Genomic DNA, 14,159 nt, shown 5'->3' on the forward strand with positions numbered 1-14,159 from the left:
TTCTTGTGTCGGGTGCGTTGAAAACGCCTTCGATGGCTCTATGGTCGGAACTTCTACTTACCAAGGGATGGTTTCGCCTTCCCAACGGGTGAACTTTCCTGTCGGGCTATCCAGCCCAAGCAACACAACCCGAACAACCTCAGCTGCGCCCTGCTCGACGGTCTCAGTACCCGCATATCCATTGAGGTTCGTCTTGGTGAATCCTGGAGAGACAGCGTTGACCTTGATCCCTTCCGGTTCCAACTCAAGCGCCATGGCGACCGTCAAGGCATTGAGAGCGGTCTTCGACGCAGGGTAGACGGGGCCGAAGATCGAGCGCCAGGGAAAGTTCGGATCCGAATTCGTCGTCAGCGAGCCGACGCCACTCGACACGTTGACGATACGGGCGTTCGGCGCCTCGCGTAGAAGCGGCAACACGGCCTGGTAGACGGCTAGAACGCCGAACACATTCGTCTCCCACACCGCGCGCATTTCATCGAGGGTCACGTTGCTCGGGCGGGTCGTCGCTGCGTATTCTGCGACGGATTGGCCGGGCTGCTTGTTCGTATTCGAGATCGCCGCGTTCTGGATGAGCACGTCGAGGCGACCAAACTCGCTGCGAATGCGCGTCGCCGCCGTGGTGATCGAAGCCGGATCTGTCACGTCGAGTTGGATAGCGTGGGCGTCAGGCCCAACCTCCTTGGCCGCGACCTCACCGCGCTCGAAATTGCGAGACCCAACCAACACAGTGAAACCATGCGCTACGAGATCTTTTGCGATTTGAAGGCCAATTCCCTGGTTGGCACCAGTGACCAGAGCTACGGGTTTATCTTGCATGGGCATCTCTCCTTTTCCGATTGGAGTATTCTGAGGTTGTAGTCGCACCATGCATTGTTGGAATGAGAGGTATGCACTCGAAGCATGAGTAAAGTCCAGTTCCGAAATATTGACCTGAACCTATTGATTCCACTCAAAGCCTTGCTTCATGAGCGCAATGTCACTCGCGCAGCGGAGCGCATTCATCTCAGCCAATCTGCCATGAGCCGCGCTCTGGACCGCCTTCGTTCCGAGCTAGGAGACGAACTGCTGGTACGCGTGGGTCGCAACTATGAACTGACACCCCGCGGTAGCGAATTGCTCGAAGAACTGGCGCAAGTGATGCCTCGATTGGCACGCCTTTGGGCAGGAGAGACCTTCTCTCCGGCGCAAAGCGAAGGACACATCCGCCTCGCGATGAACGACTATGCAAGCAGTGTTGTGCTGGTGCCGCTAGCGGAGATCTGTGGACGGCTTGCTCCGGGCATTACGCTGGAGGCAGTCCCTTGGCACGAGCGGTTTCACGAAGAGAGCGGACTCGTGACAACGCACCTGATTCTAAGCCCATCGCCCGTCCCCTCGATATTCCGCGTGGAACCTCTGTTCGAGGATGTCTTCCTCTGCGTCCTCGGCCGCAAGCTCAGACATCATAGAGCGTCTCTCACGATGAAAGATTATCTAAGCTTCAGACATATCTCCGTAGAAACGCAGCCCAACCAGCAGAGCCTCATCGACCGGCCCCTTGGAGAAGCTGGTCAGCAGCGGCGCATTGCTGTCCAACTACCCTATTTTCTCGCAGCGATTCGCATGCTGGAAATGACAGACTTGGCACTAACGATGCCTGCTCGCATCGCCGAGCATGTTGCAGAGCGTCATGATTTGGTAAGTCTGAAGGCGCCGAAGGAGATCCCGCCGATACGTTACTCCATGGTCTGGCACCCACGCTTCGAAAGCGACTCGCTGCATATGTGGCTTAGAGAGACAGTACGTCAGATCTTTCGCCCTGCTCCTCGTTCGGAAGGAACACGCAGGATCTAACCCTCTCCAGAAGCGCTATCTCTTTCCGCTTAGAACCGGTATCCCACCGCGAATTGAAGTTGTCGTCCGGCAAGTGCCGCCGTCGGCTGATGGAAGAAGGAAGAACTCAACGCGCCGATGTAGTTAGTGAAATTTGTCCGGTTCAAAACGTTGAACGCAGAGGCGCCCGCTGACAGAAGTCTCGCATGATCGCCGGTTGCCTTCGTCAACCGAAAGTCATGGCTGTATAGAAGATCCAGTGAAGCGACCCCGCCTCCCTGAAGTGTATTGCGGCCAACTCCCGCAGGCCGTGCATTGCCGAGACCCGTATGAAAGTCATCGTTTCCAGTCGTTTCGGTGTAAGGAGTTCCGGAATATAAAGTCGCATTGACTCCGAGCGAGAGCCAATGGTCAGGATTGATGTTGCCGATTAGATTGAGTCGATGACGGCGGTCCATGTCGGCGCGCGCCCATTCACTACCGGCGTCGTACTGGTCCTGGGGGAACCAGTTGATGCCGCCTGTGTTGCCATAGAAGCGCGACAGGGTGTACTGCGCCTGTCCCGAAAAGACTCTGCCTGCCTGACCGCGAAAGGAGATATCGAGTGCGTTAAGTTCAGTCCGCCCTCGGGATTCGATCTGTTGGATCTGTCCATAGTTTGGATCAGGACGAGCGTAAGTCGCTGTGAGGTCAGGATTGACTGGAAGAATGGGAGCGTTGGCGTCGCGGGAACGGAACGATTTTGTCTGCACCTGGCCACGATAGGAGATCGTGACAGTCGCATTCTTATGAACCTGCCTTTCAAGCCCCAGACTGTATTGGAGAGCGTAGGGTGTGCGAACCCTTGAATCGAATCGTGCAAGATTTGTCGGAACGGCAGAGAAGTTCGTACCGGGTGCAATCGGGAAGTCAGGGTTTTGAATCTGGATGGAATGAAGAACACTTCCGTTATGCAGCTTGACGGTGGCGGGGAAGTCGCCGCCAGTTCTGTCGTAAAAGATGCCAGTCCCGAGCCGTAGTACCGTCTTGCCCTTATCCGGAGCGTACGCGAGCGATATGCGCGGCGCGAGATTATTGTTGTCGGGCAGAAATGTCTGCCAGTCATATCGTAGGCCGAGAACCAGTTGGACCCTGGGGCTTAGTTTGATCTGATCTTGGACAAACGATCCGAACTCATTGATCCAATATAGACCGCGTCCAGGCCCCTGCTGAGCCGTGAAGACGTAGGGCGTGTTTCCGCTGTAGCTGCCGAGTGACGAGAACTTGAAAGTGCCGAGCCGGTTCGTGTGATCGTCAACCGCCCTCCGGCTGAACTGCGGAAGCTGCACACCCGCTCGCACATAGTGGCGGCCGTGACTCCAGGTAACGATCTCGTTGATGTGAATGGTATTTTCCGTCCTGTGGGCATCGGCTTGAGCTCCCCCTCCAACAAACTCTCCATTGACCTGGATCGATTGAGCCTGGGTAACACTGCGAGTGTTGTCTTCGTCCTTCTCCAGCGTCACCTGCAACTGGTTGATCAGGTTTGGTGTCACGATGATCCGGTCATTCAAGATCAGGTCGTCTTCTCGGTAGTTGAGGTTATACCCCGCCTCCGCTAGGACGATCCCGCCAACACCCGCATTCGTGCTGCCACTGTTCTCGAAGTTATAGCCAATCGACAGTCGATGCGTGGGAGAGAAGTCATGATTGATGCGGCCAGTGAATCCCATGTTCCGGTTGGGCGTCAGGACATTCTGGTTGACGACACCATTTGGGCCGGTTGCATTGACTACGGCCGCGGTGTCCTGTTCGCGTCGCGATCCCGAGACAATGAAATTGGTATGCCCTCCACGCCCGAATGGTCCGCTGAGATGTCCTTCGTAGATGCGTCGCGACTCCGGCGGTCGCACGGCGGAGAAGTAATTCTTTGCATTGAATACCGCATTACGAACGGTGAAGTTAAGCTCAGCATGGAACTCCGGCGAACCTGGCTTCGTGATGATCTCGATGCGCCCTCGACCGGGCCGCGTGAACTCAGCTGAGTAAGGATCGTTATTAATTCGAACCTCTTGAATTGCGGAAGGCGACACCGCAACGCTCTTCATCTCGACCCCGTCGACAATCAGAGTGACGCCTCCTGATGAACCTGAGGAACCGTCGAGAAATGGAGTCATGGTAGCGATGTAATCCTGATCGAAAACGGGTAGCTTCCGCAGATCGTCTCCACTGACGCTCACTGTGTCACGATTGCTCGACGCCTCAGTAGAGAGTGATTCTTCCTCACCTACTGTGACAGCCTGATCCACGGACTCAATCTTTAACACAATCCTATGGTTGCTGACAGAGTGTGAGAGGTGCAGGGTCTCCTGACTGCCGGCAAACGGCGGCGTTGCGGGTATGGAGATTCTGAAGTCGCCCGTGGTCAAGGACAACAATTCAAAATCTCCTTCCGCTCCTGACGTTGTCGCCTTTACGAGGGCGCCTGAAAGCGTCTCGACACTCACGGCTACGTGGGGAATCGAGGCACCTGTGGTATCGACAACTGACCCACGCAGAAAAAATCCATTCTGTGCAGCAACGTTCGACGCGAAGGCCAGCAGAGAAAGCATGAAGATAGAAAAATTCCTAAAGACCATACCTCCAGCGTATGCGGAGAAACTTAACTTTTGCTTAATTGCCAAACGAAGCTTTTTAAACAACCAACTGCCGCCCCTCGCGTAGGCTGCAGTTCACCGCGCATATCAAGTTCTGAAGATTTCATGAGTACAGTTTGACTGGAAATTGCCCTCATAAAAACATACTCGAAGGTTAGTCCATCTACGATCACGATGACTCCCCCTAACGTTGGTCGGAGACTTTTCGTACCTTGAGGTTATGTAGATGCGTCTATTTGCTGTACTTGTTTTATCGACTGTCTTCTCGGGAGCAATGGCGGCGGCACAGCAATCTTCCAGTAGTGCGGCTGAGACGCCGCTGGAGCTAAAGCAAACTCTCCCTCTCGCGGCGGAGATCAAAGGAAACTTTGACCACTTCGGCATTGACCTGAAGCGGAACCGCCTGTTTGCCACGCCGGAAGACTTCAAGGCGCTCCTCGTATTCGATCTCGCACAAGGCAAGCTGATCCACACAATTGAAGGGATCATGCGACCTCATGCTGTCCTCTTTCGCGAAGATACCGATCGCCTTTATGTGACCGACGGCGGCGATGGCAGCGTGAAGGTTTACGACGGCGAAACCTATCAGCAGTTGGAGCGCATACCGCTCTTGAAGGATGCTGATTCGATTGGCTATGACATCTCGAAGAAGTATCTTTACGTCGACAACGGTGGCCGCGATGTGGGTCAGGCTTACTCGATGTTGAGCGTGATTGATACGACGTCCAATAAGAAGATCGCCGACATCAAGATCGACGGAGACACGCTGGAGGCGATGGCTCTTGATACATACCGGCCACGACTTTACGTGAATGACAAGGCGAAGAACACGGTGGTCGTGATCGACCGAGTGAAGAACGCAGGGGTTGCGACCTGGCCAATCACAGGATGCAAAGGGAACACGACGATGGCGCTCGACGAGCAACACCAGCGCCTCTTCGTCGGCTGCCGGGATGGCAAGCTTGTTGTATTGGATACCAATACCGGTAAAGAGCTGGAGACGCTCACGATCACTCCCGGTGTGGACGATACGATCTACGACGCGAAGACCAAGCGCCTCTATGCTGTGGGAGGCGGTGCGGTCGATAGCTTCGACCAGATTGCGATGGATCAGTATGCCGCCAAGCGTTCAGTGCATGCGGGCCTGGGGGCCAGGACAGGAAAAGTCGTCCCTCAGCTCGACGAACTATTTGTGGCTGTGCCGCATGCAGACGCAGAGAACGCAAAGGTTTTGGTCTACACACCGATGCACGCGGGGGCGGGGATTGTACGTGGGCCCGAGCCACAGGAGCATGTGGACGCACCTCGCGCCGAGGAGCTGATTCTGAACTTCCTCTCCGCTCATCCGATGCTGCGCAAGACGGGATTGCACGTGATTCCGCCCGGTGGCAAGGAGATGATCCTGATTGCGAACGGCAACGCAACGAGGCTCGGGATTCATACTTCTCCGGGAGACTTTGCCGCGGTGAAGAGCGGCAAGACCTATGGACCACACATCGCGGATGGGGGTTACTACAACATGAAGATGAACATGTTCGACGCGCGGGAGAGGAACATCGGAATTCTGGTGATGGAGATTCCGGACACTAGCGCGAGTTCGGAAGAAGATGCCGCTCATCAGGCGGAGGCGTTGCGCAAAGAGCTTGCCTCCCAGATCCCAAGCCTGGAGTGGCTCTTCCAGCAGAAATAGCTTCGAAGAAATACCTCCCATTACATGCCGCAGTCGATGAACTGCTGCGGCATGCGGCTTCGTGTGCCTATCCGTTCGCTAACAGAAGACTGAAGATTCCCTGAAGCAGGATTCAGGGAATCTCAATCCCGCAGCAATCTTTCTGGCGAAGTCTCCTGTTTGACTGAGCTTGCCCAACCCTAAATGTTTGCCGTGAATTGGAGATCCCTCTTGAAAATTCCGATCTTTCCCAGGTTTGTCCAGGCTCTGTTGGTGCTTGCCGGGCTGACAATTCCCGCTGCTGCTCAGATCGATCGCACGGAGCTGAACGGCGTGGTCAGCGACAGCTCCGGAGCTACGATCTCTGCCGTAACTGTCACCATCAAGCAAGAGGGCACGAATCAGCTTCGCGTTGTGAACTCTGACAAGAACGGGCAATTTGTGGCGTCGTCAATGCCCATCGGTCGCTTTTCTGTCGTCTTCTCCCATGATGGCTTCAGCGATCTGCGGGTCGCCGATATCGATCTTCACTCCGGCGACGTGCAAACGCTCAACGCGCGCTTGGAGGTCGGGTCGGTGAACCAGGTCGTCCAGGTTGAAGGAGACCGTGGCGGAGCTCTGCTCAACAAGAGTGATGCCACTCTTGGCGGCACGATTCAATCCATTCAGGTGGCGGAGTTGCCACTGAACGGTCGCAATCTAACCACCCTGGAACTGCTAGCGCCAGGTGCCATCGATGCCGGTTCGGGCCAACAATCGTCGATCCGTTTCGCAGGCAATGGCACTGACGATAACAACTTCCGGCTCGATGGAGTAGATGCGAGCGGAGTCTTTCACGCGTCGTTGAAGTCTGCACTGCGGCTGCAGTTTTCTACTGAGGCGATCGCGGAGTTCAAGGTGGATACCGCCGGCTACACGGCGGACACCGGCGGGTCTGCGGGAGCGCAGGTCAGCTTGATCTCGAAGACGGGAACGAACGCGTTTCATGGAAGCGTCTTCGACTATCTGCGTAACAGTGCGTTCGACGCGCTATCGCCGATCAAGGCAAAAGTTCATCAGACCTTTCATCTGAACCAGTTCGGCGGTAACATCGGCGGCCCGATCATCAAGGACCGCACCTTCTTCTTCGTCAACTATGAGGGCTTCCGGCAGCAGTTGAGCGGCGTGCCCCAGACTGGCTTCGTCCCGAGCGCCGCGTTCCGTGCTCAGGTTGCCGCTACACAGCCATCGCTGGCCTTCATCGTCAATGCCTATCCGACCGGTCAGGCATCGACGTCCGATCCCACCGTGGATACCTTCACCGGAGTAGTGCCCAGCCCCAACAGCGAGAACGCCGGGACGGTCCGCGTCGATCACCGGATCTCGGGCAAGGACTCCGGCTACGCTCGCTACAACATCGATGACGGTATCTCCACGAATGCGCTCAACGCGCTGGCGCAAGGCATCACCGTGAACGCGCGGACACAGAACTTCGCCCTGGAAGAGACCCACATCATCAACGAGCGCGCGGTCAACGAGTTTCAAATTGGATTTAACCGCAATGTTTATATCCAATTCCAGGAGACTGGACTTCCTTTCAACTTTTCCATTACTGGCTTTACCTCGCTGAATGAGAACTACTCGAAGGAGCAGGTGGGGCAGTCATTTAGCGTCAACGACACCGTTACCTGGACGCGCGGGAAGCACACGCTGAAGTTAGGCGCGGAGTACAAGCTTCCGTGGTTCAACGAACAGAACTCGGTGGATGGCACGGCGACGTTCATCAATCAGCAGGCCTTCCTGCAGAATCAGCTCAGCACCTTCCTCACGACGGCGGCTCTGCCTGACAAGGGCATGCGTAAGACGCATGTTGGAGCGTACGTGCAGGATCAATGGAAGGTCAGTCCGAATCTCACGCTCAACTACGGCCTGCGGTACAACTTTTTCTCTCCCTTCAAGGAGCAGCACGGCAGCGAAGATCCGTTCGACATCGCCGATTGCGGAGGATACTGCGGAATTGGCACGTCTTTCTACCACACCAACTACCTAAGCTTCGACCCTCGCATGTCCGCAACTTATGCGCCTGATATTTTCCATGGCAACACGGTGCTTCGCGCCGGCTATGGCGTCTATCACGGTGAAGTGCAACTCGGAGATGAAGACAGCCCGGTGGTAAACGTAGAGCCTTCCACCTTGCTAACCAGCGGACCGCAGTCGGACGGAACGGTCGTGCAGTTCTCGTACCCGGTGCCTGCCGCTCTTACTCCTTCCACGGGACTTGCGCTGACACCGCGCTCCATGGCGCGCAACCATCCGGATTCTTACGTCGAGCAGTGGACGGCTTCGATCCAGCAGGCCCTCCCCGGCCAGACCGCACTCACGGTGACCTATCTCGGATCGCACGGCGTTCATCTCTTCCGCCGCAGCTATACGAACCTCCTGGACCCGAACACCCGTACACGTCCTTTGCCTCAGTATCCCAGCCAGATCGATACGAAGTACAACTCGGGAGCCTCTAACTTCAGCGCGTTGCAGATCAGCGTCAATCGCCGCTTCCACAACAACCTCTTCCTGTCGGGCAACTACATGTACTCCCACGCACTCGACGATGGTTCGGTTGGTGGCGGCGATGGCGACTCACCGGAGAACATCAGCTGCTACACCTGCGACTACGGCAGCTCTGACTTCGACTCGCGCCACAGCGGTACGATGAGTGCTGTCTACAACCTGCCGTTTGGCCGGGGCCAGCGGCTTCTCAATCGCGGCAAAGCATTCGACTTGCTGGTGGGAGGATGGTCGGTAAACACGTTGCTGCTGGCTCGTGCGGGATTGCCGATCAACATCGCACTCAGCCGCAGCTCCTTTGAACTTCCCGACGGAAACAATACGAGCCAACGACCGAACCGTGTGCCTGGAGTTCCGATCTATCTTCCCGGTCGGGGCATCTCTTCCTGGCTCAATCCGGCAGCCTTCAGTCTTCCTGTGGCATGTCCGCAGACCGGTGCCTGTGTTCTCCCGGCCGGTACGTCGGCCTGGGGAAATCTGGCGAAGAACGCGGTAACGGGTCCGCCGTTATGGCAGGACGACGCTAGCGTGGAGAAGACCTTCCATGTGACGGAACGCAACAAAGTCATATTCAAAACGGAGGCCTTCAATCTCTTCAACCGCGCGCAGTACGGATCTCCAGCGTCTTCCTTGAGCGTTAGCGGTACGGGCGCAACTCCTGCCCTGACGACACCTGCGAGCTTCGGCAAGCTTACCTCGGTGGTGAACAGCGCCGGCCTTGTGGGTACCGGAACCCCGCGGGTGCTCGAATTCTCACTGCGGCTCACGTACTAAAGCTTGATCGACGTCCCTCGGAGCCCGCTCGCTATTAGCGGTCTGGTTCCGGGTGTGTCAAAACAACTCCGTCGCAGAACTCCTTTTATTACCCGTCAACAAACTCTTGGGAAACTGTGTTTTGGTACTTCTCCCTGCAGAGGATTACGGGCGGTCATCTGGAGCGAAGAAACTATGCGAATACTAATCGTGGAAGATGATCGAAAGATGGCGCTGATCCTTCGGGAAGCGTTGGAGAGACAGATGCATCGGGTCGTCTCGGCCTCTACGGGCCCCGAAGGATTGGAGATCGCTCGTTCGCATCCCTTCGAAGCGATCGTGCTCGATGCCATGCTGCCCGGCATGGACGGGTTTCGCGTCGCGCAGAATCTGCGAGAGTCGAAGGTTGCGACTCCGATATTGATGCTCACGGCGCGAGATGCGAAGTCGGATGTGGTGATGGGGCTAGACAGCGGCGTGGACGACTACCTGACGAAGCCGTTCGCATTCCAGGAACTCTTCGCTCGGATACGGGCGATCAGCAGAAGACCGCCGACGGAGGCTGCACTGTACTTTGAAATGGCGGACCTCAAGCTTGATCCGAGAACGCATGCCGCCTCTCGCGGCGGCCGGACCTTGTCCCTGACGCGCACCGAATTTCTAATCCTCGAGTTCATGATGAAGCACCCTGCATCTGTCCTGCGACGGGAAGAGATCATCAATGCGGTCTGGGGCTACGAAGAGACGGTCGAGAACAATACGCTTGATGTCTTTATGAAACAACTGCGGACCAAGGTTGATGATGGGGCCAGTGAGAAGCTCATTCACACGGTGCGCGGCTTCGGCTACAGGCTCTCTGCGGTGGCTTGCTGAATGCGGCTCTCGATCCGGGCCCTTCTGACTTTGTGGTATGCGACGGTAGTCGCGCTGATCGTATTTACCCTGGGACTAGGTGTCTACTTCAGCGCGGCGTGGAGCGTGCGGCGCGCCATCGACAGCGACCTTACGTCGGGCATCGATGGGGTCACTGCCTTCCTTCGCCACAAGTACGATCAGAACGACATCAAGAATCTTGGCGAGGAGTTGAGGGAACACTCGGCGTTGCTGCCAAAGGCCAAGCTCTTGCGTGGGAGCGATGCTCGTGGTGTCGTTCTCTACGAGACGCCGGACATGCAACTGCTGCCCATACTGCCTGCCAGCGCAGACGGCAAGTACTCGCGGCGCGACGCTGTGGCGGGTGGACGATCCTTCCGCTACTTCAGCCGTATCTGCAAGGCCGGTCCTGACTTCTTTCTCATTGAGATCGGCGAGGACGAGACAGAGTATGCCCTGATGTTGCGGCGCCTCGCTTGCTTGCTGACGCTCAGCATCCCGATCGCTGCTGTATTGGCGGCTCTTTGCGGATACTGGATGAGCGAGCGCGCTCTCCGGCCTATCCATCGTATTACCAGCACCGCAAGCCTCATCGATGCACAGAACCTGCAACTGCGGCTTCCACTGCGAGGCACCAACGATGAACTGGACTTCCTTTCGAAGACTTTGAACTCAATGTTCGACCGCATTGAACTAGCGTATGGGCGGGTGATGCAATTCACAGCCGATGCCTCCCATGAACTGCGCACACCCGTGGCGGTGATCCGAGCGAACGCTGAGTATCTGCTGATGGAGAAGCCAGACGAAGAGCGAACCGCGCGGGGGATCGCCGACATCTTGAAGGAGAGCGAATTTATGACGCGTCTGGTCGGAGATCTGCTGACACTGGCCCGAGCCGATCGCGATCAACTCTCTCTCGAAAAAGAGCTTTTTGAAATGGAAGAAGCATTCGGTGAGATTGTTGCCCGGTCCGAGATTCTTGCGGCACTTCAGGAAATTCGAATCGTGTATCAACCCGCTCGTCGCGTCGTCGCGATCAGCGGATACCGCAACGACTTTCAGCGGTTGGCCGTGATCTTTATAGACAACGCAATTCGTTACTCACCTAGAAATAGTCAGATTACCGTTGCAACGTGGAGTACGGCGGATGAATGTGGATTCACGGTCTCCGACCACGGAATAGGAATCTCGCCGGATGATCAGGATAAGATCTTTGAACGCTTCTACCGGGTTGATCAGGCCCGAACCCAGCGCGATGCCGGAACCGGCCTAGGCCTCGCCATCGCCAAAGAGATTCTTGCGAGCCACATGGGTAGGGTGGCTGTCGAGAGCGAAGTTGGCCGCGGGTCTCTTTTTACGGTAAGCCTCCCGCGCGCGGACCGGGACATACCTCAGTCCGCAGACAAGATGAGACCCCAAAGCTCGCAGATAGATGAGGGCTCAAAGGCCTTCGCAATCCGCTTTACACTTGCTCGAGAAGAGGATCGTTTGAAAATAGACAAAACCAGTATTGAGTGACGCTTGAATTTCGGCAGATAGATTGGTCTGCCCTGATGGACACACCGGATTGTCCCGAACGCGACGTTGGAGCAACGCTTTCGGAAATGACTCAGTCTCTCTTTGAAGCCGCAGGGACTGTCGCTCAATAGTTTGTCAGGCGATATGCTCAATCGGAAATAACAGCCGGATAATCGCGCCACCTCCGGCCCGGTTGCTTGCCTGAACGGTTCCGTCATGCAATCTCACGGCCCTTTCGGCAATCGCCAGTCCCACACCGAAGCCTCCGGTCGAGGAGCTTCTGGCCTGGTCAACGCGGTAAAAGGGTTTGAAGATGTGTGCGAGATCTGCCTCTGGAATGCCCGGTCCGCAGTCGGTGACTTCGATTGCCGCAAATGGCTGTCCATCGAATGGAATAGAGAGAACCCGGATGGTTACGCGGGAACCCGCATCGGTATACCGGATCGCATTGCGGACAACGTTCTCCACTGCGCGATAGATCAGTTCCCAATCGCCGCGTATGGAACACGCTTCCGCATGCTCTAGGACTAAAGCGCACGGCCGTTGCGTAGCTTCGTACTCAGCGTCTGGCAGAATCTGTTCGCAAAGCTTGTTGAGTGAAATTGTGCTGAAGGCTGCGATGCTCTCGCGGACCTCCATCGATGAGAGCGTCAGCAGTTGACCGATGAGCAGGTTCAACTTGTCGGCCTCTCGTTCAATGCGGGAGAGATGTTCTGTTCGACCCGGGTCTCCGTCCTCTTGCGCCAGGGCAAGAGCTACGCTTAGGCGCGACAAGGGCGAACGCAGTTCGTGCGAGACATCTCGGAGAAGGAGTTTTTGTGCGCCGACAAGAGATTCGAGCCGTTCCGCCATATGGTTGAAGTCGTGTACCAGGCCTTCAAACTCGTCGGAATGCCTGAGCGCTCCGGCGTTGCCAGACGCTTCAACACGAACATTCAACTTGCCTTCCGCTAGTTGACGAGCGGCCTTGCGAAGCCGTACAAGCGGTCGTGTAAATAGCAGAACCAGTACGAACGTGGTCAATCCGCCTACAGCAATTGCTACCGGAAGCTGGGGAAAGGCAAAGCGCCAGAAGTCATGCCATCTGGACGGGGGACGCGATTGCGCTGGCGGTTGGAACCAGACATATTCATAGCGCGTTCCATCACTAGCAGCCACTGGAATCAACCATGCCCAGCGCCCTGACACTTCGCGAACGTCGATCCTCGGGGGTAAATGATCCAGGGAAGGAATCGCCGAGGAGCCCGCGGTTTGGCAGACTTTCGTTCCGTGCTCGTCAAGCAGTGCAGAGCCAGTCGGCTCATTTCTCGCAGCGTTGTCTGCAAATGTCTGACAGCCACCGGTCTGGTAAGCCCGTAATGCGGCGGCGGCGTTATGGAAAAGATTGTTGTCGAGAGCGTCGGAGACAATGTTGTGCGTGGGAAAACGCTGGCTCACGATGAGCGCAGTCGAGATGACAAAGATGAGGCTTTGTGCGATCCAGAAGATCGCGAAGATTTTAAAGAAGAGGCCGCGCACTGTCAGCTCCTTTCGCAGACGTGCGGCGGAGTACGAGTTGATAACCACTTCCGCGGATCGTCTTCACGCGTTCATCATCACTACGATCACCCGCCAGCTTTTTACGAAGTCGGCTCACGTGCATATCCAGGCTGCGGTCGAACGCACTGAGCTTGCGGCCGAGCACCTCCTCCGCCAGACTCTCCCGCTCGACAACTTTGCCGGGATTGCGCATCAGCACTTCGAGTAGGGTGAACTCAACGTCGGTAAGTTCCAACGGTTCGCGGTCTCTCGTCACTGTGCGCGCAGCCCGGTCGAGAATGAGGTCTTCCACGATGAGTACAGGAGACTCTGCCGCCAAAGTCGGCGTCACGCTGCGTCTGCGAATCGCTCGAATACGAGCAAGGAGCTCGCGGGCGTTGAAGGGCTTAGCGAGATAGTCGTCCGCTCCCATCTCAAGTCCCACTATTCTGTCGACATCCTCTCCGCGTGCTGTCAGCAGCAGCACGCTCACAGAGGAGAACATGCGAATGCGCTTGAGGACTTCGAAACCATCCATGCCCGGCAGCATAACGTCGAGCAGGACCATCGGCCAGCTCCCCGCGCGAACTACTTCAAGTCCCGTGTCTCCGCGATGCACCGAGGTGACACGCAGATCGTATCTGCCGAGATATTCGCCCAACATCTCGCACAGTTCAACATCGTCATCGATGAGCAGAATGTCTTCCATTGTCGCTATGCTTCCTGCGTTATGGTACCGCTGAACGATGCCTGATCTACCGCTGCTGATGTAACGAATGGTCACCGCCATCGTTACAAAACGTTACATGCGGTTACTCAATGTAACAGCACCCGGT

At 56.3% G+C, this 14,159-nt stretch carries 9 protein-coding genes; 5 read left to right on the top strand and 4 right to left on the bottom strand.

All coding sequences use genetic code 11. The features are described from left to right. Window positions 1–57 precede the first annotated feature (57 nt). Window positions 58–816 (bottom strand): SDR family NAD(P)-dependent oxidoreductase, encoded by a 759-nt coding sequence (locus tag HDF16_RS16775; RefSeq protein WP_184218875.1) that lies wholly within the window; start codon window positions 814–816, stop codon window positions 58–60. A gap of 84 nt (window positions 817–900) precedes the next feature. Here HDF16_RS16775 and HDF16_RS16780 point away from each other — a divergent pair, with 84 nt between their 5' ends. Beyond that, window positions 901–1,833 carry a LysR family transcriptional regulator gene (locus HDF16_RS16780; RefSeq protein WP_184218878.1) on the top strand — a complete coding sequence of 311 codons (933 nt, stop codon included), beginning with the start codon at window positions 901–903 and terminating at the stop codon, window positions 1,831–1,833. Window positions 1,834–1,862: 29 nt separating this feature from the next. Here the strand turns inward: HDF16_RS16780 and HDF16_RS16785 are convergent, their stop codons facing one another. Beyond that, window positions 1,863–4,430 carry a TonB-dependent receptor gene (locus HDF16_RS16785; protein WP_184218881.1) on the bottom strand — a complete coding sequence of 856 codons (2,568 nt, stop codon included), beginning with the start codon at window positions 4,428–4,430 and terminating at the stop codon, window positions 1,863–1,865. Window positions 4,431–4,674: 244 nt separating this feature from the next. Between HDF16_RS16785 and HDF16_RS16790 the strand changes: the two genes are divergently transcribed. The 4 genes from HDF16_RS16790 to HDF16_RS16805 all read left to right on the top strand — a co-directional run bounded on the left by HDF16_RS16790 (window position 4,675) and on the right by HDF16_RS16805 (window position 11,805). Then, on the top strand, window positions 4,675–6,138 hold the full coding sequence (locus HDF16_RS16790) for a YncE family protein (protein WP_184218884.1): 1,464 nt from the start codon (window positions 4,675–4,677) through the stop codon (window positions 6,136–6,138). Window positions 6,139–6,348: 210 nt separating this feature from the next. Beyond that, the gene (locus HDF16_RS16795; RefSeq protein ID WP_246409180.1) at window positions 6,349–9,435 is read left to right on the top strand and encodes a TonB-dependent receptor; all 3,087 of its coding nucleotides are present in this window, start codon (window positions 6,349–6,351) and stop codon (window positions 9,433–9,435) included. Window positions 9,436–9,609: 174 nt separating this feature from the next. Beyond that, window positions 9,610–10,287 (top strand): response regulator transcription factor, encoded by a 678-nt coding sequence (locus HDF16_RS16800; RefSeq protein WP_184218890.1) that lies wholly within the window; start codon window positions 9,610–9,612, stop codon window positions 10,285–10,287. Further along, the gene (locus tag HDF16_RS16805; RefSeq protein ID WP_184218893.1) at window positions 10,288–11,805 is read left to right on the top strand and encodes a sensor histidine kinase; all 1,518 of its coding nucleotides are present in this window, start codon (window positions 10,288–10,290) and stop codon (window positions 11,803–11,805) included. Between the two features lie 135 nt (window positions 11,806–11,940). On the opposite strand, the gene HDF16_RS31590 is transcribed toward HDF16_RS16805, so the two are convergent. Next, complete coding sequence (locus HDF16_RS31590) at window positions 11,941–13,371, bottom strand: ATP-binding protein (RefSeq protein ID WP_221312816.1); 1,431 nt, start codon at window positions 13,369–13,371, stop codon at window positions 11,941–11,943. Then, the gene (locus HDF16_RS16815) at window positions 13,304–14,032 is read right to left on the bottom strand and encodes a response regulator transcription factor (protein ID WP_184218900.1); all 729 of its coding nucleotides are present in this window, start codon (window positions 14,030–14,032) and stop codon (window positions 13,304–13,306) included. Before HDF16_RS16815 ends, HDF16_RS31590 begins: the two co-directional genes overlap by 68 nt. Window positions 14,033–14,159 lie beyond the last annotated feature (127 nt).

Origin of the sequence: Granulicella aggregans (assembly GCF_014203275.1) — a bacterium.
GTDB lineage: Bacteria > Acidobacteriota > Terriglobia > Terriglobales > Acidobacteriaceae > Edaphobacter.